This is a genomic window from Stenotrophomonas sp. CASM106, from assembly GCF_049384825.1.
GTDB lineage: Bacteria > Pseudomonadota > Gammaproteobacteria > Xanthomonadales > Xanthomonadaceae > Stenotrophomonas > Stenotrophomonas muris.
In genome coordinates this window covers 482,669-507,365 of sequence record NZ_JBMRFS010000003.1, presented here as the reverse complement: position 1 = coordinate 507,365, position 24,697 = coordinate 482,669, and the positions used below count along the sequence as shown (strand labels likewise).

At 65.3% G+C, this 24,697-nt stretch carries 27 protein-coding genes and 1 pseudogene; 15 read left to right on the top strand and 13 right to left on the bottom strand.

Features of this window, described 5'->3' with window-relative positions:
- Positions 1-72: 72 nt before the first annotated feature.
- From VG556_RS09735 to VG556_RS09690, 10 genes and pseudogenes are all read right to left on the bottom strand, one after another.
- Positions 73-381, bottom strand: a complete 309-nt coding sequence (locus VG556_RS09735; RefSeq protein ID WP_019660289.1) for a type IV secretion system protein VirB3 — start codon at positions 379-381, stop codon at positions 73-75.
- On the bottom strand, positions 374-781 hold the full coding sequence (locus VG556_RS09730) for a TrbC/VirB2 family protein (RefSeq protein WP_046431329.1): 408 nt from the start codon (positions 779-781) through the stop codon (positions 374-376). Before VG556_RS09730 ends, VG556_RS09735 begins: the two co-directional genes overlap by 8 nt.
- Positions 782-1,360: 579 nt before the next feature.
- Positions 1,361-1,838: pseudogene (locus VG556_RS09725) on the bottom strand (lytic transglycosylase domain-containing protein); the annotation flags it as partial.
- A 3-nt stretch (positions 1,839-1,841) separates the two neighbouring features.
- Positions 1,842-2,885: a P-type DNA transfer ATPase VirB11 gene (gene virB11 / locus VG556_RS09720; RefSeq protein ID WP_100450277.1), complete on the bottom strand. Its 1,044-nt coding sequence runs from the start codon at positions 2,883-2,885 to the stop codon at positions 1,842-1,844.
- Between the two features lie 14 nt (positions 2,886-2,899).
- A complete protein-coding gene (locus VG556_RS09715) occupies positions 2,900-4,171 on the bottom strand; it encodes a TrbI/VirB10 family protein (protein ID WP_049408143.1) in 1,272 nt (423 codons plus the stop codon).
- Positions 4,168-4,947 carry a TrbG/VirB9 family P-type conjugative transfer protein gene (locus VG556_RS09710; protein ID WP_014037652.1) on the bottom strand — a complete coding sequence of 260 codons (780 nt, stop codon included), beginning with the start codon at positions 4,945-4,947 and terminating at the stop codon, positions 4,168-4,170. Before VG556_RS09710 ends, VG556_RS09715 begins: the two co-directional genes overlap by 4 nt.
- Positions 4,944-5,999, bottom strand: coding sequence for a virB8 family protein (locus VG556_RS09705; protein WP_049408147.1), 1,056 nt, complete (start codon positions 5,997-5,999; stop codon positions 4,944-4,946). The genes VG556_RS09710 and VG556_RS09705 overlap by 4 nt, the downstream gene beginning before the upstream one ends.
- Positions 6,000-6,088: 89 nt before the next feature.
- A complete protein-coding gene (locus VG556_RS09700) occupies positions 6,089-6,535 on the bottom strand; it encodes a hypothetical protein (protein WP_032957008.1) in 447 nt (148 codons plus the stop codon).
- A 424-nt stretch (positions 6,536-6,959) separates the two neighbouring features.
- A complete protein-coding gene (locus tag VG556_RS09695) occupies positions 6,960-8,639 on the bottom strand; it encodes a type IV secretory system conjugative DNA transfer family protein (RefSeq protein ID WP_014647580.1) in 1,680 nt (559 codons plus the stop codon).
- Positions 8,640-8,674: 35 nt separating this feature from the next.
- The gene (locus VG556_RS09690; protein WP_014647581.1) at positions 8,675-8,932 is read right to left on the bottom strand and encodes a hypothetical protein; all 258 of its coding nucleotides are present in this window, start codon (positions 8,930-8,932) and stop codon (positions 8,675-8,677) included.
- Between the two features lie 130 nt (positions 8,933-9,062).
- Here VG556_RS09690 and VG556_RS09685 point away from each other — a divergent pair, with 130 nt between their 5' ends.
- Positions 9,063-9,482, top strand: coding sequence for an HD domain-containing protein (locus VG556_RS09685; protein ID WP_032957003.1), 420 nt, complete (start codon positions 9,063-9,065; stop codon positions 9,480-9,482).
- 127 nt (positions 9,483-9,609) lie between these two features.
- Entirely contained in the window at positions 9,610-10,821 is a 1,212-nt protein-coding gene (locus VG556_RS09680) for an MFS transporter (protein ID WP_100450278.1), read from the top strand.
- Between the two features lie 16 nt (positions 10,822-10,837).
- On the opposite strand, the gene VG556_RS09675 is transcribed toward VG556_RS09680, so the two are convergent.
- A complete protein-coding gene (locus VG556_RS09675) occupies positions 10,838-11,317 on the bottom strand; it encodes a MerR family transcriptional regulator (RefSeq protein ID WP_032957429.1) in 480 nt (159 codons plus the stop codon).
- Positions 11,318-11,406: 89 nt separating this feature from the next.
- Here VG556_RS09675 and VG556_RS09670 point away from each other — a divergent pair, with 89 nt between their 5' ends.
- The 7 genes from VG556_RS09670 to VG556_RS09640 all read left to right on the top strand — a co-directional run bounded on the left by VG556_RS09670 (position 11,407) and on the right by VG556_RS09640 (position 16,402).
- Positions 11,407-12,645 carry an NADH:flavin oxidoreductase/NADH oxidase family protein gene (locus VG556_RS09670; RefSeq protein ID WP_100450279.1) on the top strand — a complete coding sequence of 413 codons (1,239 nt, stop codon included), beginning with the start codon at positions 11,407-11,409 and terminating at the stop codon, positions 12,643-12,645.
- Between the two features lie 92 nt (positions 12,646-12,737).
- Complete coding sequence (locus VG556_RS09665; RefSeq protein ID WP_046431353.1) at positions 12,738-13,214, top strand: hypothetical protein; 477 nt, start codon at positions 12,738-12,740, stop codon at positions 13,212-13,214.
- Between the two features lie 103 nt (positions 13,215-13,317).
- A complete protein-coding gene (locus VG556_RS09660) occupies positions 13,318-13,587 on the top strand; it encodes a hypothetical protein (protein ID WP_032957425.1) in 270 nt (89 codons plus the stop codon).
- A gap of 124 nt (positions 13,588-13,711) precedes the next feature.
- On the top strand, positions 13,712-13,957 hold the full coding sequence (locus VG556_RS09655; RefSeq protein ID WP_014647588.1) for a hypothetical protein: 246 nt from the start codon (positions 13,712-13,714) through the stop codon (positions 13,955-13,957).
- A gap of 114 nt (positions 13,958-14,071) precedes the next feature.
- Positions 14,072-14,320: a hypothetical protein gene (locus VG556_RS09650; protein ID WP_014647589.1), complete on the top strand. Its 249-nt coding sequence runs from the start codon at positions 14,072-14,074 to the stop codon at positions 14,318-14,320.
- Positions 14,321-14,336: 16 nt separating this feature from the next.
- The gene (locus VG556_RS09645; protein WP_219634421.1) at positions 14,337-14,513 is read left to right on the top strand and encodes a hypothetical protein; all 177 of its coding nucleotides are present in this window, start codon (positions 14,337-14,339) and stop codon (positions 14,511-14,513) included.
- 185 nt (positions 14,514-14,698) lie between these two features.
- Entirely contained in the window at positions 14,699-16,402 is a 1,704-nt protein-coding gene (locus tag VG556_RS09640) for a hybrid sensor histidine kinase/response regulator (RefSeq protein WP_041864224.1), read from the top strand.
- Positions 16,403-16,409: 7 nt separating this feature from the next.
- Here the strand turns inward: VG556_RS09640 and VG556_RS09635 are convergent, their stop codons facing one another.
- On the bottom strand, positions 16,410-17,933 hold the full coding sequence (locus VG556_RS09635) for an FAD-dependent monooxygenase (RefSeq protein ID WP_049408532.1): 1,524 nt from the start codon (positions 17,931-17,933) through the stop codon (positions 16,410-16,412).
- A gap of 82 nt (positions 17,934-18,015) precedes the next feature.
- On the opposite strand from VG556_RS09635, the gene VG556_RS09630 reads away from it, so the two are divergent.
- The 4 genes from VG556_RS09630 to VG556_RS09615 all read left to right on the top strand — a co-directional run bounded on the left by VG556_RS09630 (position 18,016) and on the right by VG556_RS09615 (position 22,098).
- Positions 18,016-18,660, top strand: coding sequence for a TetR/AcrR family transcriptional regulator (locus tag VG556_RS09630; protein ID WP_100450280.1), 645 nt, complete (start codon positions 18,016-18,018; stop codon positions 18,658-18,660).
- 73 nt (positions 18,661-18,733) lie between these two features.
- Entirely contained in the window at positions 18,734-20,875 is a 2,142-nt protein-coding gene (locus VG556_RS09625; RefSeq protein ID WP_111144182.1) for a TonB-dependent siderophore receptor, read from the top strand.
- Positions 20,876-21,064: 189 nt separating this feature from the next.
- A complete protein-coding gene (locus tag VG556_RS09620) occupies positions 21,065-21,631 on the top strand; it encodes a UDP-N-acetylglucosamine acyltransferase (RefSeq protein WP_032957416.1) in 567 nt (188 codons plus the stop codon).
- The gene (locus VG556_RS09615; protein WP_100450282.1) at positions 21,628-22,098 is read left to right on the top strand and encodes a hypothetical protein; all 471 of its coding nucleotides are present in this window, start codon (positions 21,628-21,630) and stop codon (positions 22,096-22,098) included. The genes VG556_RS09620 and VG556_RS09615 overlap by 4 nt, the downstream gene beginning before the upstream one ends.
- An 80-nt stretch (positions 22,099-22,178) precedes the next feature.
- Here VG556_RS09615 and VG556_RS09610 read toward each other — a convergent pair whose 3' ends face one another.
- Positions 22,179-22,460, bottom strand: coding sequence for a hypothetical protein (locus VG556_RS09610; protein ID WP_032957412.1), 282 nt, complete (start codon positions 22,458-22,460; stop codon positions 22,179-22,181).
- 210 nt (positions 22,461-22,670) lie between these two features.
- On the opposite strand from VG556_RS09610, the gene VG556_RS09605 reads away from it, so the two are divergent.
- Positions 22,671-23,345, top strand: a complete 675-nt coding sequence (locus VG556_RS09605; RefSeq protein ID WP_014647595.1) for a response regulator transcription factor — start codon at positions 22,671-22,673, stop codon at positions 23,343-23,345.
- Positions 23,345-24,694 carry a sensor histidine kinase gene (locus tag VG556_RS09600; protein WP_049419057.1) on the top strand — a complete coding sequence of 450 codons (1,350 nt, stop codon included), beginning with the start codon at positions 23,345-23,347 and terminating at the stop codon, positions 24,692-24,694. The genes VG556_RS09605 and VG556_RS09600 overlap by 1 nt, the downstream gene beginning before the upstream one ends.
- The last annotated feature ends 3 nt before the right edge of the window (positions 24,695-24,697 follow it).

Sequence of the window (24,697 nt, the reverse complement as noted above, 5' to 3'; positions counted from 1 at the left end):
TCCAAAGAGGTAGTGCCAAGGAGTTACAAAAGACCCGGCGGGCGCAGACGCCCGCCAGGCCGGATCCGGACCTCAATCCATTCGGGCCGGCTTGTCGCGGTAATGGTTGGGGTTGAATACCCACATGCCATCGTGTTCCTGCACGTTGCGGACTTTCAGCTTGAACATCAGGCGCAGGCCCAACAGGCGGAAGATCATTTCGTCACGCTTGGCCATCTGCCGCATGATGAAGACCGCCACCGGAATGGTGAGCAGGAACCAGAAGTTCGTGTACATGCTGAGCAGCAGCAACCCACCTGCCACCATGAAAAATGGCAGGTAGGGGACGCCCAGGAACATCGCTGGGCGCGTGCAGCCGCGGAACACGACGTTCTTATGCACTGTAGTACTGGATCACGTGGTTGATCAGGTAGGAGGTGCTGGTGCCACCACCGCACTTGCCGTCGCTACCCTCGCCCAGCAGCATGCGCGCAATCTGGCCGGCGGCACCGATCAGCACGCCACCGATCAGGATCGGCGCGACGTCACCGATGCGCTTGTGCGCGAAGGCGATCTGGTAGCCGGCGAAGATCACCGCAATTGTCACGACGGCGATCGAGGCCATGTTCAGCAGGCCGTTGATGTTGGAGAAGAAACCGCAGACCTTCTTGTCGGTGCCGCCGAAGTCGGTGCCGGTTGCGAACACCTGCGGGGCGAACAGTGCGCCAACGAAGATCGTGGCCATCAGCAGGGTCTTCAGCGTGCGCTGGGCCTGGACGAGGTCGAGATTGGATCGCTTCATGGATTGATTTCCTTGTTGATGGACTAACACAACTGAATCGGCCAGCCGGGGGACTGGCCGCACCACGACTTCGTCAGAACACGAAGGCCGCATCCCCTGCGGGAATCTGCTGCACCGGCGCAGCCTGCACCGGTGCGTTGAATGAATTGTCGCCACCGGCGACAGGCTGGTTGCGCTCGCTCCAGGGCCGCAGCATCACTGGCCCCTCATTGCCGGCGCCAGCCGCGCCCGGCAATTGCTGCGGCATGGCCATCGCCTGTGCGGGGCCCTGCTGTGGCAGCTGCTGCGGCATGCCGCCGGCCTGCTGCTGCGGATAAGCGCCCGCCTGGGCCGGCTGCGCCTGCAGCTGCATCATCCGATCCACCGAACCCAGTACCACCTTGGACAGTGCCTGGTCGGCGATGTTCAGGAGGCTGCCCCGCGCCATCGCCCCGGTGGACGGGTACACGACATAGGCGCGTGCGGGATCTTCCGACGGCACGTACACGGGGCCATTGGATTGAGCAACGATGCGCGCCTGCGCCGGCGAAGCCAGCTGCGGGTGATGCTCGACCTTCACCGCGCGGCGCTCCCCCCGACTGACCACGTCGATCGGTGCGACACCATTACTGGCGACCTGCTGCCCGCGGCGGATCGAGTCGTAGATCTTCTGCACGTAGCCATGACGGAAGCCGGTCTCGAAATTGCCCGAGTAGTAGCAGCTGAACGACTTGCCCCAGTCACCACCGGAGCGCTTGTAGCACTCGGCGAGGATGCGCGAACCAGCCTGCAGGTTCGGGCACTGCTGGAAGGCCTTCTCGTAGGAATCCAGCCCGTATTTGCCCAGGTTGTAGCGATTGACCTGGGCCAGTCCGATCGAGAAGTTGTAGCCCTTCTCTTCCAGCATGCGTACCGTCGCCAGCGCTTCATCCAAGGCCTTGGGCTGGCGCACCAGTGCACCGCCCACCACGCCGATGGCATAGGGATTGCGCGACGATTCGACGTTGATTACATGCTGCATCACATCCATCGAGACGGCCATCTCCGGGCACGCCATCATTTCCAGTCCTGGCAGCATCCTTCAGCCCTCCTGCCCCTGGGCACGCCCAGGATTGAAGTCGATGCCGGTGATGTAGCGCGAGCCGGCATGCGCCTTGATATGCACGACGATATCGATCGTCATCATCAACAGTCGCTTGATCACGTTGAACTCCAGGCCCGAACCTTCGGCCGAGGCCTTCACCATCAATGCCAGCTGGTCCCAGGTCTGTTCCGGACTGCCGGCGTGGCAGCTGGTGATCGACCCCGGGTGGCCGGACGCGCAGTTACGGATGAAGTAGAACGCCTCGTCACCGCGCAGCTCGGCCAGGATGATGCGTTCGGGCTTCATGCGGAGGCAGGCTTCCATGCAGCTCTTGGCGCTGACATTGCTGGTGCTTTGTCCACCCTTGGAATACAGCAGGTGCACGACATTGGGTTGGGTCAGAAACAGTTCGCGCGCGTCCTCGATGGTGACCAGTCGCTCGTTGTCCGGGATATGATTGACCAACGCTTTCATGAAGGTGGTCTTGCCGCTACCGGTCGCACCGGATACCACGATGTTCTTGCGGTACATCACCGCACGCCGGAAGAACTCGGCGTACTCGCGCGAATGGCGCAGCTCCAGCAGCTCACGATCCTGCTCGCTGATGCTGCCATCGGTTTCGAGGATCTGATTGAAGAATCCATCTTCGTGATACTGCGTGAGCGACTTGGTGTGCTTGGACGGCAGACGGATGGTGATCGACACCTTGCCAGCGTCGCAGGCCGGCGGAATCACGAACTGCGCACGCTGGCCGGTGGGGAACGTGAGCGACACGACCGGATCGGCATCGGTGATGCGCTGGCCGGTGTTGCTCTCGTTCACCACCGCCGTGCAGAACTGCCGGGCCCGCTCGAAGGTCAGGCTCGGCACGTCCACCCGCTGCCACCCCGCCCGGGTTTCCAGGTACAGCTCACCGGGACGGTTGATGCAGATTTCCGTCACTTCCGGAGACGTCATGTACTCGGCGATGCCCAGCACCTCGTACTGATAGCGCAGGAAATCGCTGGAGACGAGGGCGAGGGGTGACACTTCGGCGTCCATGATCGTTCGTTGGGTTACCGGCGGGGGTGCAGCACGTTGGTGAAGTCGACGTCCTTGGCGACGTAGACGTTCACGATCGTGCCCTGGTTGATGGTGACGGTCGGCGGACGACGGTTGCTGCTGAGTGCCTCGTTGGCCAGGCGCTCCATCGTGCGTGCGGTAGCACTCTCATAGGGCGACTGCACCGTCATGCCGTTATTGGCGATGGTGGTGGTCTCCGGACCGTGTTCGGCGGCTGCGTACTTGAAGGCATCGGAAATCAGGCTGATCATCAGCGCCGAGGCGATACGGCTGCCCCAGTGCGCGCTGTACTGGCCCGGATGACCGGCGCCACCCAGCTGATCCACGCCCGGGCTGGACATCGCAACGTCGATGCCATTCGGAGTGGTGATGCGATCCCAGATCACTTCCACGCGCTTGCCCATCGGACCGCCGCCGTAGGCGCCATAGATCTTGGAGCCCTTCGGCAGCAGCAGGTTGCGACCGTTGATCGAGTACACCGGCTCGGTCAGCAGGCACGAGGTATAGCCGGCGAGATCGGTGATGATTCGGGTTTCCAACACGCAACGCAGGTAGGTGCCACGCACCAGCAGCGCGTCGGGGCTCTGGATGTAGGTGGCGCTGGAGACATCCTCGACGTCCGGGCCGCGGCGAACCTTTGCCGGCGCCGCCTGATTGTTGGGCAGCTGGGCCAGCATGGCACGGGTGTACTCATCCATGCCGCGGCCGCCATTGCTCCCGTTGCCATCCTGTCCATCACCACCACCCACCCCGCTCCCGGAGCCGATGCGGCGGTCCAGCAAAGTCGGGCCACGGTCAATCTCGCGCGCCGAATCGGACTGGGGAACGAACAGCGGGGTGGAATCCAGCGGCGGCGGCGGTAGCGGCGGCGTCATCGGAATCGGATCAACCGGTTGCATGGCCTGGGAGGGCACCGGACTCGTCTGCACGGCGTCCGGCAGAGTCGGCGTAGACACGCGCGCAACGTCCGGCACCTTCTGCACAGCGTCCTTGTCATCCTGGCCCTTGCGGAACAGCAGGAAACCCATGGCCACCAGCAGCACCACGATGCCGCCCAGGAACAGCAGCGCCTTTCGGTTCAGCCGCTGCTCTTCGGCCGAGCGCAGCTGCGGCGCGGCCGCATCCAGATCCGGCGCAGGCTCGGCCTGGGTCGTGCCGAAGTACGGGTTCGACGGCGCGTCCGCGGCACCCTGTGCGCCGTACGGGCTCTGGCTCTCGTCGCGTCCGTTGTTCGGGTCGTTTCCGGGAGTGTTCTGCTGGCTCATTTCTTCACGTTCCTTCGCAGGCCGACGACGAAGTCGCCGTGGCGGATGACCAGGTACGGGTGTGTCCCGTGCACGATCAGCGTATTGCCTTCAACCGTGGTGTTGACCACGAAGTCTTCACCGTATTCTGTTTCACGACCAAACACCGCCGGGAAGATGCCGGTCTTGTACTCCGGCGAATTCGGCAGTTTCAGGTAGGTGAAACGACCATCGTCATAGGCGTTGACCGGGATCAGCCACCCCATCTTCTTCGCCTTGCTGGTCGAATAGGAGTAGTTGAAGTTGTACTGGCGGTCCTTGGCCAGTTCCGAGCTCAGCAACGGCTTGGCCTCTTCCTCGACCGCTTCCTGGGCGACGCCGAACACGGTGTCGTTCGGATAGACGAAGGCGATCTTGTACTGCACACCGGCACGACGGGCCTGTTCCAGCTGGCGCCAGTCGGTGGCCACCACCTTCAGCTCGAAGATGTAGGAATGGGTCTCGGTGCGCACCATCATGTTGGTGTCGACGTCGACGTTCTTCGGCTTGAGGTAGAACACGTTCTCGCGACGGGTCAGTTCCCAGCCGCTGCTGAAGCCGGTGCTGTAGTCGAGGATCTTCTCGTTCGGGCTCAACTCGATCTGGGTGGTCAGGCCCAGGCCGGTGCGAACCGGATAGATACGGTCCTTCTCGTACTCGTAGTGGTCAACCGCCTGCGCCATCGCCGCTGCTGAGAACAGCAACGACAACATCGACAGCAGCGCCAGCGCGCTTCCCCTGATATTTCGACTACTCATCGGTTGCTTGCTCCATCAGCAGTTCCGGTGGAATTGTTCTGCGCCGGCCTCATGGCCGGCTGTCCGGGCATGGCCTGCCCCGGCATTGCTTGCCCCTGCACCGGCTGACCCGGCATGGGTTGACCCTGTACCGGCTGGCCCGGCATTGCCTGGCCCGGCACCTGGCCGTTGACCGGAGCCGCGACCGGCTGGCCGGTGGCCGGATCGATCATGGTGGCCGCGGCCGGATTGTTGGGATCGTAGACACCCTGTGCCTGCTGCGCCGCCTGTGCGGCCTGCTGCGCCTGCGCCTGCATGGCGCCGTCATCCGGCACCGGCACGCCACGCGAGTAGTCGTTGTCGACGCGGTACTCGGTGACCTGGAACGCCAGTGGGTTCAGGATGCGATCCTGTTCGGACAGCGCCAGGTTCTGGTTGTAGCTGAAGCGCATCGTCACCAGCTGGTTGTCCAGGTAGGTAGAGACGCCGGTGCGCTTGTCCAGCAGGCTGCGCTGTATGCGCACCGAAGCGCCGCGGAAGCTGCCGTTCGGCTCGGCCCCCAGTGGCGTGATGCTGAGGATCTTGACCCGGATGGCGCGCTCGCGACCGTACATCACGAACGGGTTCTGCGGATTGTTGCCGGCATAGCGGACACGCATGGACTGCGCCACCGGATCGGTGGACATCACGAACACCAGTTCCCAGTCACGCAGGCCCATCACCGCCGAGTCATACGATTCGCGCGCGAGCACGTACTGGGCAACGTTGCTGCGATTGATCGCTTCGTTGGTGGTGATCGTCTCGCCCTGGAACGTGCCACTCAACCGCGCGACGGTCGCCGTACCCGTGTAGGCATCGGCCATGACCAGGAACGGCACCTTTTCCTTCAGCGGCAGCATGTAGTAGTAGCCGCCCGCCAGTGCGAGCGACATCAGCAACGAGCCTGTGGCGACCCACCACGCACGCCGCTCGCTGCGGCGCGCCATGTCGGCCACGGTGATCTCGTAGCTGACCGCCTTGGCGACCGACTGCTCGACCTTGGGACTATTGCCGGGATCCTTCTTGCGGAACATGGATTCTTCCGTACTGCTGAAACATCAATGGGCGTGGCACCCCTGCGACAGGCGCGGGGAGCGGCACGTTCGATGATTTCGAGGTGGACTCAGGTGCCGCTGTTTGAATCAGCGCCCTGTGCCGACGCGGTCGGCGTCGAGCCAGCGCTCTGCACAACGATCTGGTTGCCAACGATGGAGACGGAGATGCCCTGCGCTGCATAGGCCGCCGTCAGATCGATCACGGCCTGCTGAGCGTTGGTGGTGTCGATGCTGGAGACCGCGCCGTACAGGGTGAAGTCCGAGCTCAGGCGGTAATCCAGCGTGCGTCCGGAATCCTTGGCCCAGCGCTCGAGCATGGCTTTGAGCGTGCCATCCATCGGCGAGGCCTGGTAGACGTAGCTGGAGTACAGCGGGATCTCGGTGGGTGCCGCAGCAAAGCGGTTGACCGGCTTCCAGCGGCCTCCGAAATCGGGAGCGGACTTGGTGGCGCAACCGGCCACCATCAACGCCGCCACTGCGGCGATGGACATTTTCGCGATAAACGCCTGATTCATACGGGCTTCACTTTGACGTACGAAAAAGCAGTCCCGAGCATTGGCCCCCTGGTCGTCCGGCGCTGCGTCGCGCACGCCGGAATCGGAGCGACGCACTGACTGGCAGCACACCTGCTCCGGCTCCCCTGCAGCCAACGGCTGCCAACCAAGTCGCGGGGCCGCCAGACACTGCCGACGACACACCCGCATACCTCACCAACGTCGAAACCATCCTTGTTTCATGGCACAAACTCCTGGCCACCCTGCTCTACAACATCTGCCATCCATCACACATTTCTGAACGACATGCACAGGGTCGCACAACCACGCGTCAATTCCATGTCAGACAAGTCTGAAAATCCATGAACAAATGCCAAATTCTTGACCGAAATCACGAATTCACATTCTTAACTACGAATTGTGATCACAAATTCAGCGACGTGAATTAGACGTTCAGCATCGGAACGTCCACCTTCGGCAGCAGCCTCGAGGTGAAGTAGCGATCCTTGTAGTACCGGATCTTGTCGCACTTCACCGGGTGAGGTATCCCCTCGTACAGGAACACCTCCATGTCCGGCCCCATCGCCTTCAGCTCCTGCGGCAGCATCAGCGCGCGCCGTTCCTCGGTGAAGTTGTGGGTCTTCTCGCGGGCATGGGTGACGTTCTTCCTGCGCACCGTGGTGTAGCCCAGCATGTCCGAGTAGTCGTTGGCATCCTGCTGTTCGCGCGGCGCGTACAGGATCTGCAGCGCGTGGTTGGTGATGATCGTGCGAGAGACTTCCCGGCCGTAGGTGGCGTCGAGCTGGGACATGCTCTGGATGATCGGCAGCAGGCGGATGTTGTAGCCGGCCATGTAGGAGACCGCCGAGGCGATGATCTCCACTTTGCCGATCGAGGTGAATTCGTCCATCAGCAGCAGGCACTGGTACTTCAGGTCCGGGTTGGACTTGGGCAGTTCCTTGGTGTTGAGGTTGATCAGCTGGCTGAAGAACAGGTTGATGATCAGCCGGCTCTCGGCCAGCTTGTTGGGCTGGATGCCGATGTAGATGGTCATCTTCTTCTTGCGGACGTCGGTCAGCAGGAAGTCGTTGCTGCTGGTGGCCTTGTCCAGCACCGGGTTGATCCAGGGATTGAGCGGCTCCTTGAAGGTGCCCAGGATCGAGGCGAAGGTCTCATCGGCCTGCGACAGCATGTTGGCGAACGCCGAACGGGCATTGGCACTGAGGAACGGTCGCTCCGACAGGGTCTTGAGGTACTTCTTCAGGTCGGTGCCGTCGCCGGAGGACAGACGGTACACCGCACCGAGCGTGGGCGTGCCGGCGCCGCCCGGGAAACCGCTGCTGCGCTCGTCGTCCCAGTTCTCGAACAGGTACAGGGTAAAGGCCATGAACGCGTTGCGTGCCTGGCTGACCCAGAACTTCTGGTCCTCGGCCCCGTCTGGGTACAGCATCGCGGCGATGCTCATCAGGTCCGACACCCGGAAGGCCGGATCGTCGGAGACGTAGCTGAGCGGGTTCCAGCGGTGCGTGCGCCGGTCCTCGGCGAAGGGGTTGAACAGGTAGATCTCCTGGCCCTGGCTGGCGCGCCAGCCGCTGGTCAGGTCGAAGTTCTCCTGCTTGATGTCCAGCACCACCAGCGATTCGCCGTACTCCAGCAGGTTCGGGATGACCACGCCCACGCCCTTGCCCGAGCGGGTGGGCGCGGCCAGGATCACGAACTGCTGGCCATCCAGGCGCACCAGCTTGCCGCCATGGCTGCCGACCACGATGCTCTGGCCGGTCTTCTTGAACATGCCGTGCTTGGCCAGGTCGGCGCCGGTGGCGAAGCGCGCGTCGCCGTGCAGCGAGCGCTTGTCCTTCTTCAGCAGCAGCACCAGGCCGGCCACCAGCAGCACCAGCAGGGGCAGGCCGAAGCCTACGTAGCCCGCCCATTTGATCTTGCCCACGAAGGGCGCGACCTGCGGTTGGCCGATGGCGTGGACGTACTGGTAGTAGGTGTTCCAGGTGAACAGCTGGGTGTCCAGCCCCAGGAACAGCAAGGTCAAGTAGCCGGAAAACACGAAACCAAGCAACAGGGTCGCCAGCGTGATGATGGCGATGAGCAGATACTTCTTACTGGGCAACACCCGAATCCTCCATGATGCGCACGCGGCGCGACGGCCTAGCGGTGGCGCCAGCGCGACGCCTTCTTCCGCAGGTGGTTCTCGTTTTCCAGCCCGGGCTCCTCGCCCTCTTCACGCACCAGTTGCAGCAAGCGTTGGCGCGCTTCGGCCAGTGATATCAGGTCGGTCAGACGATCCCCATCGTCGGCGACGACCGCATGGCCGACCACATCGCCGGGAGCGTACACCGGCTCGTGGGACACCGCTACCAGCTGGTAGCGGCCACGGGTTTCCAGCACATGCCTGAATTCCTGCATCGCACTCCTCCTTGTCGGGGCAACACTGCGCCCCCTGCCCCGCCATCATGCCGGTGGCAGCGTCATGGGCGCATCCACAACCGCTGCGGCTTCTGCGCGAAACTGTGCGCGGATATCCAAGGAGACCGCAATGGACTGGGTAGCACTTGCCCGCACGCTGGCCACCGAGGCCCACGCGGGGCAGATCGACAAGGCCGGCCAGCCTTACATCGGCCATGTGGCGCGGGTGGCGGCTGCGGTGCGCGGCGACGATGACGCCGAAGTGGTGGCCTGGCTGCATGACGTGGCCGAGGACTGCCCGGCGTTTGCCGCGCGGATCGAGGTATTTCCCGCACCGCTGCGCGAGGCGGTGCAACTGCTCAACCGCGATGCAGCACCCGACGCGGACAGCTACTACGCGCGCATTGCCGCCCACCCGCTGGCACTGAAAGTGAAGCGCGCCGATCTGGATGACAACGCCGATCCGCAGCGGCTGGCGATGCTCGATGCGGCGACGGCCGCACGCCTGCACGGAAAGTACGCTCATGCCCGGGCGGCGCTGGGCATCTGAGCCGGACGCGACGAGGCGCGGCGGGCCGGCGTGTCACCGATCAAACGCTGATTTACCCTGAGTGCTGCTGCTCCTGCTGCAGTGCAGCAGTACAATGGGCGGCTCCCGCCCCCCATCGCGCCCCCGCATGAGCCCCACCTCTTCCCTGGCTGCGCGGCTGACGCCCCGCCAGCGCACCCTGATCATCCTCGCCCTTTCACTGGGTGGCTTCGCCATCGGCACCAGCGAGTTCGCCAGCATGGGCCTGATGCTGGAGATCAGCCGCGGCCTGTCGATTTCCGAAACCCAGGTCGGGCATCTGATCAGCGCCTATGCCATCGGCGTGGTGGTCGGCGCCCCGATCCTCGCCTTCGTCGGCGCCAGCTTCCCGCGCCGCAAGCTGCTGCTGGCACTGATGGGCTTCTACGCGGTCGGCAACCTGGCCAGCGCGCTGGCACCGAACTACGGCACGATGCTGGTGGCGCGCTTCGTCGCCGGCCTGCCGCATGGCGCCTACTTCGGCGTGGCGATGCTGGTGGCCGCGGCGATCAGTCCCGCAGGCCAGCGCGGCCAGGCGATGTCACGCGTGCTGCTGGGCCTGTCTATCGCGATCCTGGTCGGCAACCCGCTGACGACCTGGCTGGGTCAGCAGCTGAGCTGGCGCACCGCCTTTGCCCTGGTCAGCGTGCTGGCCATCGCCACCGTGGCGATGATCGCGCGCTTCCTGCTGCCGGACCCGGATGAAGTACGTACCTCGCCGATGCGCGAGCTGCGCGCCTTCAACACGTCCCAGGTGTGGCTGGCGCTGGCGATCGGCGCGGTCGGCTTCGCCGGCATGTTCTGCGTGTTCACCTACCTGGCACCGACCCTGGTGCAGGTCACCGGCGTGGCCGAATCGTGGATGCCGCTGGCGGTGGGCGTGTTCGGCATCGGCGCGATCATCGGCAACATCGCCGGTGGCTGGCTGGTGGACAAGTTCCACTTCAAGGCCGCCGCCGTGGTGCTGCTGTGGTCGATCGTGATGCTGCTGCTGTATCCGCTGGCCGCACAGTCGGTGTGGACCATCGGCCCGATGATCATCACTGTCGGCACCATGGGCGCACTGGCGGCGGTGCTGCAGACCCGCCTGATGGACGTGGCCGGTGAGGCGCAGACGCTGGCGGCGGCCTCCAACCACGCCGCTTTCAATACTGCCAACGCACTCGGCCCGTGGCTGGGCGGCATGGCAATCAGCGCCGGCTTCAGCCCGGCCAGTACCGGCTATGTCGGCGCGGCTACCGCGATCGGCGGCCTGCTGCTGTGGTGCGTGGCGGTGATGCTGGACAAGAAGCGCAGCACCGCCGTCGTCGGCAGCCACTGAACATTGCGCCGGATCGTCAGTCGCTGCCTCTGCGGCGACGGCGATCTGGTCGCAGCAACGCTGTATCGCCGGCCACCAGGGTCGGCCGCGCCAGCTCACCGCGCTTCACACGGTCCAGCACCCGCCGCGAATTGGCTGCACAGTCGATGCCGTCCGGCCGCGCCTGGATGTCCTCGATCAGGGCCAGCAGATGCGCCCGGCTCTCTGCCAGCCGCAGCTGCAACGCTTCGATGTCAGCCACCTTCTGCTGCAGCATCGTGATCAACGCCTCATGCTGCCACTGGCCCATGTCCGGTGGCAGCAGGGCGCGGATCTCTTCCAGGCTGAAGCCTGCACGCTGCGCGCCCGTGATCAACTCCAGCAACAGCACCGCCTGTTCCGGATAGTCACGGTAGCCATTGGCCTGGCGCTGCACCACCAGCAGCCCCGCGTCTTCATAGAAGCGAATGCGCGACGCCGCGAGGCCCGTGAGGCGGGCCAGCTCACCGATCTTCATCTGCCTGAATCCTCGCCATGGGAGTCTGTTGACCTTCAATAAAACTTGAAGGTTAGCGTAGCGCCATTCCCCTGTCCTGGAGCTGTCCGATGTCGCTGTTCTCGCCCCTGGCACTACCCTCCGGTGCCATCATCCGCAACCGCATTGCCAAGGCCGCGATGGAGGAAAACATGGCCGACGCCGACCACGCGCCGTCCGCTGCGCTGCTGCAGCTCTACCAGCGTTGGGCCGATGGCGGCGCAGGACTGATCATCACCGGCAACGTGATGGTCGATGGCCGCGCCATGACCGGCCCCGGCGGCGTGGTGCTGGAAGACGACCGCCACCTTGACCGCTTCATCGCCTGGGCCGAAACGGCACGCTCACGGGGCGCGCAGATGTGGATGCAGATCAACCATCCCGGGAGGCAGATGCCGGCCGCACTCGGCCAACCGGCACTCGCGCCGTCAGCCGTCGCCCTGGAGATGGGCGCGCTGTCCAGGCAGTTCGCACCGCCGCGGGCGATGACCGAGGCGGACATCGAAGAGGTGATCGCCCGCTTCATCCGCAGCGCCGAGCTGGCCGAGCGCGCCGGGTTCAGTGGCGTGCAGATCCATGCCGCGCACGGTTACCTGCTCAGCCAGTTCCTGTCGCCGCTGTCCAACCGCCGCGACGACCGCTGGGGCGGCAGCCTGCACAACCGTGCGCGCCTGCTGCTGGAGATCGTGCAGGGGGTGCGCGCCACCGTGTCGCCCACGTTCGCGGTGGCCGTGAAGCTCAATTCCGCCGATTTCCAGCGCGGTGGCTTCTCGCCCGAGGATGCGCGCGCAGTGGTGGAAATGCTGGCGCCGCTCGGCGTGGACCTGGTCGAACTGTCCGGTGGCAGCTACGAAGCACCGGCCATGACCGGTGCCGCACGCGACCAGCGCAGCCTGGCCCGCGAGGCCTACTTCCTTGAGTTCGCGCGTGAGATCGCCACGGTGGCAACCATGCCGCTGATGGTCACCGGTGGCATCCGCCGTCGCGCCGTGGCCGATCAGGTACTTGACAGCGGTGTGGCCATGGTCGGCGTCGCAACCGCGCTGGCGATCGAGCCGGATCTGCCACACCGCTGGCAGCAGGGCCGCGACCCGGTGCCGACACTGCGCACCATCGACTGGCGCAACAAACCGTTGGCCGCCAGCGCACACATGGCCGCAGTGAAGTACCAGTTGGCGCGGCTGAGCAGGCTCCGGCCCACGGCGCCGGGTGTTTCGCCCGTCTGGGCACTGCTGCTGGCACAGGCGGCCGCAAAGTGCCGGACCCGCCGCTACCGGCGCTGGATCGGTGCACGCGCAGGAGGATACTGAGCGGGCAGGCTTCTCATCACCGAATCGATGCTTCACCATCTGCACGATCGGCGGCAGCCCGTCGCCGGTCGCAACACGCAGAAGGAACCCTCGTGGCAGCAGGACCAACCAGGAACCACGAAAAGCTGCTCGATGACCTGCTCTCACTGGGCCGCAACTGGGCGCTGGCCATTGCCATCGCGGGTGCCGGAGCTGCGGTCCATTACAGCGAGTCGGTCTACGAAGCAGGCATCTGGCGCGACCTGCTGCCCACGCTCTGCTTCCTGGTCGCCATCGTCTGGATCGTGCTCAGCATCATCCGCTTCGACCTGACCATCCAGCAGCACTTCGAGCGGAAATTGTCACGCTGGCTCAGCCGTCTGCTGTATGTCGTGCTGCTTGGCACCGGCATCACTGCCGTGTTCTTCGTCACCGAACTGGCGGAGAACAATCACATCGCGCGGATGTGCGACTCGGTGGCCAATGAACCCGGCAGCCGCATCCACAGGTCGGCCGAGTGCCAGCGCCTGTACCAGCACCGCGCGGCGTACCGGCAGCGCCTGGAATCGGCCGAGGGTGAGTTCGACTGAACGGGCTTCATCGCGGTCTTCGCGCGCGATGAACACATTTCGTGGATGTGCATTTGGGCACAGTGCAGCCGACGCCGCGCTCTCGGCCCGTACCGGACCCGCAATGCACCCCCATCGCGCACCTGCCCGCCATGATGCCATCGCCTTGCAGGCCGGCATGCTGGGCAGCGTGTTGGGCGTGGCGCTGTTCAAGGCCATCGCACTGTCTGCGTTGGCGACGGGTTCGATGATGGGTATCGGGCTATGGGTGATGGCCTGCGCGCTGCTGGCAGCGTGGGCGCTCGCAGCCTATCTGGCCTGCCTGGCACTGAGCCGACGCGTGTTCGTGCTGATGCTGGTGCTGTGCACGGTACTGGTGATCTGCATCGCCTGACGCCGGCAGGGGCCGGACTATCGCGCATCTGTTATAGGATAACAAGTGCGGTTGGTCCGATTGTGCATGCCCGGTGTCACGGATTTGAATTCCATGGCCATCCTGGCATCACCCGAGGCCCCCCATGAACCTGCAGCCCCCGCTCCGCGCGACCCTCATTGCCATCGCCCTCGCATCGCTCAGCGCCTGCGCCACCTATGACGACAGCAACATGCATCAAGCCTGCCAGGAGTCGCCGCACCTGAAGGACCTGCCGCCCGAGGTCGCTGCCCGCGAGAGCCGCTGCAACAAGGGCATGGAAGTGTGGTCGAGCGAGCGCAAGGGCAGTGACAAGCCGCTGGACCTGAGCGGAAAGAAGAACAATCCCTGACGAAGGTGCGCGCCCGGTTGCCGCGCCTGTCTTGATCGCGCCCATGCATCCGGCTGACTGCTCCATCACAGCCGGCGCGCGACGATGAGGTCTCCCCACCCTGTCGAGACTCAGATGCCGGACACTGCCCACCCTGTCATTCGCGCGTTCGAGGCCGTGTTCGATCTATCAGGCAGCGTGCAGCGCATCACTGCGCTCACGGTCACCTGCCGGCATTGCTCGTCGACCAGCTCTGCCAGCGAAGACAACCTGGTGCAACTTCCGGGCGGGGCGTTGTTCCGTTGTGACGGGTGCGGCTGCCATCAACCGGTCAGCCACGCCCGCCTGTCGGACTGGCAACCGGCGTCGTTGCTGGGTATCTGAGGGCCGCCACGTGGAAATGACTGCGGAACAGCGGAAAATACTCCAGGCAATCGCCGCTGCAGAGCCGGTGCGCGGCGATGCCGCAACGTGGGCGGTGACCGCCGGATGGGCGGTACAGGCGGAAGACGGGGATATCGATCTGACCGAGGCTGGCCGGGATGCGCTCACCGCGCAGGCAGGTCGTAAGGGCTAGACCCGCCGATCAGGCCAGCTTCGCCTCCCTCCGCGCTGCGCCGCGATAGCGGCAACCTGCTGAACAAAGGGTGCATCCCTGCCACGTCAACGGCGAAGTGGCGAGGCCCTTCATGCCGAGGGTGTGCAGGGCATCATGACATGCGCTCGGCTATGCTGCGCCACCTCCCTGCGCCAATGGCGGCCATGCATCCTTTTCCCCTGCCAGTCTCTGCACCTGATCAGCTCGCCTACCGACTGCTGCAGGACAGTGACTGGGCCCGCTCGGCCACTGCCGCAAGCGCACCCGCCGAACTTCGCACCTTGCTGGCGATGATCCTGGATTCGCCGGAACCCCTGTGGCTTGCCTGGGGCAAGGAAGACAAGGCGTTCTTCTTCAATGATGCCTATCTGCCGATGCTGGGGGAAAAGCTGCACGGCGCGATGGGCAACCGTCTGGAGGATGTCTGGGCGGACGTATGGCCGGACGTGGTGCATGCCGTCGACGACGCCTTTGCCGGCACCAGCCGCAGCTTCAAGAACCTGCCATTGATGATGGATCGCGACGGCACGCTGCGCGAAACTTTCTGGACGTTTTCCTATTCACCGCTGCGCGTCGGCTGCGGCAGTGTCGCCGGTATCCTGTGCGTGGTCAGCGAGCAGACCGAACGGGTGATCGAGCGCGACCTGCACAGCCGCCAGGTCGCGGCGATCACCGAGCAGGCGCGGGAGGCCCATCTGGAACTGGTGCGCGCCCGCGAGCAGCTGCGCCAGTCGCAGAAGCTGGAGGCGATCGGCCAGCTCACCGGCGGTGTGGCCCACGACTTCAACAACCTGCTGCAGGTCATCACCGGTTCGGTGGACATGCTCCTGCACACGTGGCCGTCAGACGACACCCGGCGCCGCTACATCCAGGCCATTGCCACAGCCTCGGACCGCGCCACCAAGCTGACCGCGCAACTGCTTGCGTTCTCGCGTCGCCAGAGCCTGTCGCCGGAGGTCTTCGATCTCTGCGAGAGCGTGCACGCGCTTTCGGACATCATCACCACGGTACTGGGTGCACGCATCCAGGTGTCGTTGACGTTGCCCGGCACGCCGTTGCCGGTGCTGCTGGACCGGACCCAGCTGGACACTGCATTGATCAACATCGCGGTCAACGCGCGCGATGCGATCGAGGGACACGGCAGGGTGACCATCGAGGTGGAGCAGGTAACCGCGGTGCCTTCGGTGCGCTTCGCCGCGCCGATGAAGGGCGACTTCGCCGCGATCAGCGTGACCGACACCGGAGCAGGCATCGACCCCGCCGTCGTCGACCGCATCTTCGAGCCCTTCTTCACCACCAAGAGCGTCGGCGCCGGAACCGGCCTCGGCCTCAGCCAGGTGTTCGGCTTCGTCAAGCAGTCGGAAGGCGAGGTGGACGTGCAGAGCCAGGCGGGCGCCGGTACCCGCTTCACCCTGTACCTGCCGCTGGCGCAGGCGAGAGAAATGACGGAACGGCCGGCGACGCTACCGGGGCTGCAGCATGGTCACGGTGTCTGCGTGCTGGTTGTGGAAGACAACGTCGATGTGGCCGAATTTGCCGTCGGCGCCCTGCGCGAGCTCGATTACAACGTGGTACTTGCGCACAATGCGGACGAGGCCCTGGCGGAGCTCGAACGGGATGCCTCCCGCTTCGATGTAGTGTTCAGCGACGTAGTGATGCCTGGCATGAACGGCCTGGATCTGGCCCGTACCATCCGCAGCCGCCTGCCTGGGCTTCCAGTGATCCTTACCAGCGGCTACAGCGAACTGCTGGCCCGGGACCCTGGCCATGGCTTCACCCTGCTGCGCAAGCCTTACTCATTGAAGCAGCTGGCCTCGGTGATGACCGAAGCCGGGCGCTGCGCGCAGGCCGTGGTAGCGTCGCCCTAGCGGGCGGTCACCGCAGCGAACCGAACCAGCGTTCCAGCGAAGGCTCCAGCCCCGACGTGTCACCGCCAGCATCGCAGGCCCAGGCGACGATACCGTCGGGGCGGACCAGCACGGCGCCCAGTCCCAGCGTGTCGCGCGCCGTAGACATCACGCAGGTGACCGACCGCTGCCAGCGCTCAATGATCGGACCGAGCGAATCGCCGGTATCGAGCCCCAGCAGCACGCCCTGCCCTGCACGCAGCAGCTCTCCCATCCGACGGTCATCAGCCAGTTGGACGTCCGGTGCGCTTCGGCCAACCCGCGGATGGCTGCCGTCGAGCACCGGTGGCGGTGCCACACCCCACAGCCGCTCGGCGAGATAGGTGGCACCGTCGCGGGTCGCGGCCAGGTCGGCGATGACCGCCGCCAGCGCGCGCGACCCGGGGCCTGGCCGCATCAACGCCACCTGCGCACGTGACCAGTCGAGCACCTGGGCGCCGATCGGATGGCGCTCAGCCTGATAGCTGTCCAACAGCGACTCTGCCACATCACCTCGCACCACCGCGGCCAGCTTCCACCCCAGGTTCATCGCATCGCCGATGCCGAGGTTCAGCCCCTGCCCGCCCAACGGCGAATGCATGTGCGCGGCATCACCGGCCAACAGCACGCGGCCGCTGCGATAGGCCGTGGCCTGGCGCGCGGCATCGGTCCATGTGGTGGCCAGATGCAACGCCGTGATCGTTGCCTCTCGCCCGGACACACGCCGCAGCAGCGCCTGGGCGGTGTGCCGGTCCAGCGGCGTGCGATGGCCGGCGCCACCGTCGAAATCGGCCAGCGCCAGCATGCCCGGCGGATTGAAATTGCACATGCCGTGTTCGGTGAACTGACGCCCCGGGACGAGCACCGACGGGTCTGCCAGTTCGACCTGCAGCGTGTGCCCGGTGAACTCCGGCGCCGTCCCTGCGAACACGAACCCCGATTGCTTGCGTACCGTGCTGCGGGCGCCATCGCAACCGACCAGCCAGCGGCCCCGCATCAGCCCGCGACCGGTCTGGACCACCATCTGTGCTTCGCGTGCGTGCACCGCCTGCACCGTGCAGCCACGCTCGATCTGTACACCCAGCGACACCGCACGCTCGGCCAGCACCGCCTCCAGCGACTGCAGCTCGACCGCCATCTGGGTGGGCACCGGCGTCGGCAGGCGATGGCGCCAGCGCGCACTGTCCACGTTGTCCAGCGCAAAAGGAATGCCGGCGAAGTGGCCGCCCAGTGGCCGCGGTTGCGCCAGCCAATGGGCGGTGCCGGGCGGCGGTGCGCCGTTGTCCGGCTTCAGCACCTGACTGGCGGCAACCGCATCCAGCAGGCCACGTCGATCCAGGGCCTCCAGGGTGGGCGCATTCAAGCCGCGCAAGCCAAAGGGCAGGCGTTTCAAGGGCGTCTCGGGCGACGCTGCCTGCTCCAGCAACAGGACCGAACAGCCGGCCTGGGCCAGCTCGCACGACAGGAACAGGCCGACCGGGCCGGCCCCGGCGATGACGACGTCGTACAGCATGGGATTTCCCTGTGAGCGCCGGGCCGGCGCTCTGGCGACGCCAATGTTACACTCGGTGTACGTTTCCACCAGTGAACCGCCCATGATCCCGCCCCGGGGCCGCCGCGAGCAGCGCAAGACCGAGACCCGACAGACCATTTCGGACGTCGCCACCGAACTGATCATCCGCCGCGGCTTCGAAGCCGTGTCCATGTCCGAGATTGCCAATGCGGCGGGGGTCTCGCGCAAGACGGTCTTCAATTATTTCGCCAGCAAGGAAGACCTGGTGTTCGACCGCGATGAGGAGGCCCGGACCCTGCTTCGCGAAGGCATGGCGGCGCGCCGTGGCATGGCCCCGCTGGCCGCCTTCCAATCGCTGGTGCGGGAGCTGCTGGACAGCGGCCATCCGCTGTTACGGATCAACTCCGGTGCAGCGGCCTTCTGGGCAACCGTGGCCGACAGTCCGGTGCTGGTGGCGCACGCGCGACGGCTGCAGGCACAGCTGGCCGACGACCTGGCCCAGCTGATGGCCGACGCGGCCGGTCGGCCCGCGCAGGACGCGGAGGCACGCCTGGGCGCAGCCATGCTGCTGGCGTCGATGGTGGCCGCCTATGAGAGTGGACTGGCCAGCCAGCAGAGGGGCGAGGATCCGCGCCAAGCGATGCTGCAGCTGATCGTGCGCGGTGGCACCGGCGTGCTGGTGGGCTTGGCCGGCACCCCATATACCGACCCGGGCCTGCGTCCATAGCGCACTCGGGGGATAGGTCACGAAGCATTGCAAATGCTAATCTTTCTCATTTGTAGCCCGCCCCGACCCCCTCATGCCGCTTCCAACCCCGCTCAAGCACGCCCTCTGCCTGGCGCTGCCCCTTTCCCTGGCTACGCCTGCACTGGCCTCCGAGGCCTCCGCTGACACCCTGAAGGACCTGGACAAGGTCGAAGTCCGCGGCCGCGCGCAGACCCTGTACCGTGCCAACGATGCGGCCGTCGGCACCCGCACCGATACCCCGTTGGAACTGGTGCCGCAGTCGATCCAGGTCGTGCCGCGCGAGCTGATCGACGACCAGGCCGCGCGCCAGGTCACCGATCTGTACCGCAGCATCAGCGGCATCAGCTTCTTCAGCTATGCCGGCGTCACCCTGCGCGGGTTCCGCCAGGAGAACGTTCTCTACGACGGCCTGCGTGGTGATCCCTATGCGGGCTTCTCGGTGCCGCAACTGTTCAATATCGAACGCGTGGAAGTACTGAAAGGTCCGGCCGGTGCGATGTACGGCGGTGGTGATGCGGGCGGTGTCATCAACTATGTAACGCGCAAGCCCAAGGCGCGCGCCGAACGCCGCATCGAGCTGCAGGCAGGCGACAAGGACTTCCGCGCCGGATCGATCGAAGGCACCGGCCCCTTGAATGCCAGCGGCAGCATTCGCTATCGCGCCGGCCTGTATGCCGACAGCGAGCAGGGCGTGCGCTGGAATGCCGACAGCGAAAGCGTGATCGGCGATGCCTCGCTGGCCTTCGATGTCGGCCAGACCGGCGAACTGGTGCTGCAGTTCACCGACATCACCCAGAACCTGGGCGGCAACCGCCTGCGCGGCGTGCCGGTGAACGATGCCGGCAGCTTCCTGACCGACCGCCGCTGGAACCACAACGAGGCCAGTGACTTCCTCGACATGCGCGCCAAGGTCGCACTGGCGCAGTATCGCTTCGCACCGCGCGACAACCTGGACGTGGACCTTGCTGCGCGCTGGTTCAGCAACAACGAGCACCAGATGTACCACGAGCCGATGGGGCTGATTGATCGTGACCGCGACGGCGTGGCCGAGTGGATGACGCGCCAGCTGCGCAACCAGATCCGTGACAACACTGCCTTCACCGCCAGCGGCAATGCCGTATGGCGGATCAACACCGGCCGTATCGAACACAAGGTGCTGTTCGGCGCCGACGTGTACCAGCTCGACGCCGACTTCACCGCGCAGACCGCCAACAGCGCCGACCTGGCACGCGGCGCCGGCCCGGTGCGGGGCATTGACCTGTTCAACCCGGTCTATGGCGCGAGCACCTGGCATGACTACAACCTGGCCGCTCTGCCCTGGCGCAGCACCGCCACCCGCAGCAAGCGCTACGGCGGATATCTGCAGGATGAGCTGGCACTGGGCGCGCGCTGGCATGTGCTGGCCGGGCTGCGCTGGGATGGCTTCAAGGATCAGGACCGCATGGGTGGCGGCAGCGTGGATGGCAACGATCTCAGCTGGCGCCTGGGCAGTACCTTTACCGTCCGGGACGGCGTGAACCTGTACGCCAACATCGCCAGCGGCTTCGTGCCGCAGAGTGCCACCAACCAGAACCCGGCGGCCGGCGGACCGTTCGACGCGGAGCGCAGCAGGCAATGGGAAGTCGGTCTGAAGTCCCTGCTGGCCGACCGTGTGACCCTGAACATGGCGGCCTACCGCATCGACCGCAGCAACATCGTGCAGGCCACCGGCGAGGTGATCGGCGGGGTAAACCAACTCGCTGCACTGGGCCTGGTACGCAGCACGGGCATGGAACTGGACCTGCTGGCCGACGTGACCGAGCGCTGGGTGGTGAACCTGACCTACGCCTACAACGACGCACGGGTGAAGGATGCCGGACCGAACGGCATCACCAATGCCTCCGGCGACCGCTTCGCCAATGCGCCACGCAACAAGCTCGGCGTGTGGACGCGCTACGACCTGCCGTCGATCAACTCGGCCATCGGCTTCGGCGCCGACCATGTGGGCGAGCGTGTCAGCCTGGATGGGCAGGCGGTCAAGGCATACACGGTATTCGACATGAGCTGGAAGACCACGTGGAAGCAGTGGCAGTTCCAGGCCAACGTCAAGAACCTGTTCGACAAGGTGTACGCGGCCAGCGGCTTCATCGAGCGCAACGGGCATTTCCCGGGCGAGCCGCGGCGGGTGTATGTGCAGGCGGCTTACAGCTTCTGAGCGGAGCCACCTGCGTCGCCGGCATCTCGTGCCAGCGTGCCGCCTGCCCGGACGGTAGACCACCCCAATTCAGGTATCCTTGCGCGCAGTCAGCCACGTCTTCATGCGACCGCTGCGGTGCAGCATCGACGTTGCCGACGAACATACGATTCACCATGGATGTTTCAACGTAGTCACAGGGGAAAATGGATGAAGAAGTTCCTGTTCGCGGCGATCATCGCCGTGTCGCTGGCGGGTTGTACCACCAATCCGCCGCTCAATTTCTCGGTCCCGAACGTCGGGGTCAGCAGCAAGAAGATTGATGGCGAACTGAAGTCGCTGACGGTCACGCTGGCACGTCCGGATGAGGCCAAGGGCAAGATTCCCGCGCAGGCCCAGCACGAAGTGCCGCAGATGTGGCAGAACGCGCTGACCGAAGCGCTCAATAAGATGGCGGTGTTCCGCGACGATGCACCGGTGAAGTTGAGCCTGTCGGTGAAGATTCTGGCGATCGACATTCCCAGCTTCGGTGCATCAATGACCACCAAGACGATCGCCCGCTACGAGCTGATCGATCGTGCAACCGGCAGCATCGTCTACACCCAGGATGTCAGCGCATCCGGCGAAGTTCCGTTCAACTATGCCTTCGCAGGGGTAATCCGTGCCCGCGAGTCGATCAGCCGCTCAGCACAGAACAACATCGCCCAGTTCCTGCAGGCGCTGGAAACCGTGGACATTACCAAGCCGATGTTCCCGAACAAGCAGGAAGCGCCATGAAGCGCCTGCTGGTGGCTGCATCCGTTGCTGCGATGCTGACGGCCTGCGCGCCAAATGTGCGTACGGACAGTTATTCCATCGGTTCAGTGGGACAGGTCAATCGAACTGTCGGCGGTACGGTCATCAGCGTCCGCGCGGTCAGTATTGACGGTTCACAGGGCGGTGGTGCCGTTGCCGGCGCTGCGGCTGGCGGTGGGGCCGGCTCCACCATCGGTGGCAGCGACCAGGGGGCGGCCATCGGTGCCATTGGCGGCCTCGTGGTCGGAGCTATTGCCGGTGCAGCCTCCGAACGCGCACTCTCGCAGGCCAAGGGCCTGGAATATGTTGTGCAGACGGAGAACGGCAACCTGATGACGGTTGTGCAGGGCCCCGATCCGGTGTTCACCACCGGCATGCGGGTCCTGGTGCTGTATGGATCGCCCTCGCGCATCATTGCCGATCCGCGACAAGCGAAGACAGCGCCGTAACCCCCAACAATGCCCCTTTCGAGGGGCATCGTTGTATTGGATATCGAGGGGGAGGTGGCAACCCACCTCCCCTGCCCAGGTCAGTGCGAGCAGGACACCAGCATCGAGCGGGTGGCCATCTGGGTAGAGGTGAAGCCGTTCCTGTTGCCCACCGCGATGGCATTTCCTTCATCGCCATCCTTGCTGAAGACCACATAGCCGCCTGGGCACATCTGCCCGGCCTTTTCGTAGCAGCCACTCCAGGAACTGGAACCGCTGCAGTCGATGGAAACACCACGGCGGCCATCGGGGGTGACGGTCATTTTGGCAGTGGTGCAGCCACTCAAGGCGGCAACCAGCAACAGCGGGACGAACAACTTCATGGGCACTCCAGGGGTTGGGGATCAGCGAACGGGCGCCAAGGCTGGAGTGCGCGGATTGCGCGAACCTTGCGCCGGGCGGCCCGCGCCGCAGCGGGTGTTGCGGCGTCACCGGCAGGCCCCGAAGGAACGCCATGTTCACGCAATGTTCCTGTAATACGGTGCCGGCGCTTGCCGCCCGCCTTATGCCTCCTTCCCGCCTGACGCCTGCCGATGCACATCCTGCTGATCGAAGACGAAGCCGAACTGGCTGCCACCCTGAAGTCTGCCCTGCAGCGGGAGCGCTACGTCGTGGACCTGGCCAGCACCCTGGCACTGGCCCGCCAAGCAGCACTTTCCGGATCACACGACCTGGTGCTGCTGGACCGCACCCTGCCCGATGGTGACGGGCTGGGGCTCATTCCCGTGCTGCGCGGGCGCAATCCGGGGGTGCCGATCATCGTGCTCAGCGCACTGGGACAGTTGCCGGACCGCATCGCCGGCCTGGATGAGGGCGCCGACGACTACCTGGCCAAGCCCTTCGCGCTGGAAGAACTGTTCGCGCGGATCCGCGCGGCCGGGCGCCGGCCGAGCGGCATGCAGGTGGAGCCGGTGAGCATCGGCCGGCTGCTGTTCGACCCCACCTCGGGCGAAGCCAGCGTGGGCGGACAGCGACTGGAGCTTCCGCGCCGCGAGATCCGCGTGCTGGCGGCCCTCGCCCGCCGGCTGGGCCGCACCGTGCTTCGCGAATCCATCGAGATGGCGGTGTACGGCTTCGACGACGGCATCCATTCCAACACGCTGGACTCGCATGTCTCACGCCTGCGGCGCAAGCTGGCCGACGCGGATGCGGGGGTGGAAATCCATGCCATCCGCGGTGTCGGCTATCTGATGCGGGAAACGAAGTAATGGCGCTTCGTCCCTCACTGAAGCGCCCGCTGATCGTCAAAACCCTGATCTACCAGCTGCTCGCACTGCTGGTGGCCTTCTTCGCATTGCTGATGGTGCTGGTGCGTGTCGACAGCGGCGGCTACTACACCATCCAGACCTTCGCCCCGGTGGCGGCAGAGGCCGTTCGTCGGGACAGCAAGGGCGAGCTGTATGTGGAACGCACGCCGGCGCTGGACGAGCTGCTGAAGATCGTCCCCGGCGCGTGGTTCATCGCCGAGGATGAGCAGGGCCAACATGTGACATTCGGCCACGTTCCGCCCGCCTACGCCTCGCTGGTCGGCGCCCTCGACGGCATTCCCTATGGCGACCTGCGCGGACGCGGCCGCAACGACGGCCTGGCCGTGGTGATACGCCAGCACAGCGGTCCGGCCGGCAAGCTGACCATCATGGCCCATGGCGAAACCGATTCGCTGACCTGGCAGATGGCGCTGGCCGCACACATCATCACCCTGCCGATCTTCCTGCTGCTGGGCCTGGCCACCATCATCCTGACCCCGATCATCGTGCGCCGCGCCCTGGCTGGCGTGGAGCGCATCGCGCAGGAAGCCCGCAACATCTCTGCCAGCCGTCGCGGCATCCGTCTGACAGAGACCGCCGTACCGGTAGAGATCGCCCCCCTCGTGACCGCGGTGAACGAAGCGCTGGACCGACTGGACGAAGGGCACGAACGGCAGCGCCGCTTCATCGCCGCCGCCGCCCATGAGCTGCGTACACCGATCGCCATCCTGCGGGTGAAGATCGATGCCACCGACGATTCCACCTCACGCAGCCTGGCGGTGGAAGTCGCTCGGCTGGCAACGCTTGCCGAGCAGCTCCTGGACCTGCACCGCATGGAAGCCGATGGACCGAAGGACTCCCTCAACCTGGCCCGCGTGGCCAAGCGGGTCGTCGCCGATCTGGCCCCCCTGCTGATCCAGTCCGACAAGACGGTCGCCGTGGCAGTGGAACCGAACTTCCCGGTGCTGGGCGAGTCCGGTGCCATCGAACGGGTGCTCTCCAACCTGGTACTGAATGCCGCCGAGCACGGTGGACGTCATATCATCGTGCGCGTGCAGGGCAGCTGCCTTGAGGTGGAAGACGATGGACCCGGCATTCCGGTCGACCAGCGCGAACGCGTGTTCGAGCCCTTCCAACGCCTGCGGCCCCGGCAGACAGGCGCCGGATTGGGATTGAACCTGGTGCGGCAGGTGATCGACCGCCACGGCGGCCACGTCACGATTCTGGATGCGCCCGGTGGTGGCGCCCTGATCCGCGTCGAGTTCCCCGTGCATCCAGGCGTCACCAGCGCATTGGCGCCGGAGTACTGAGCG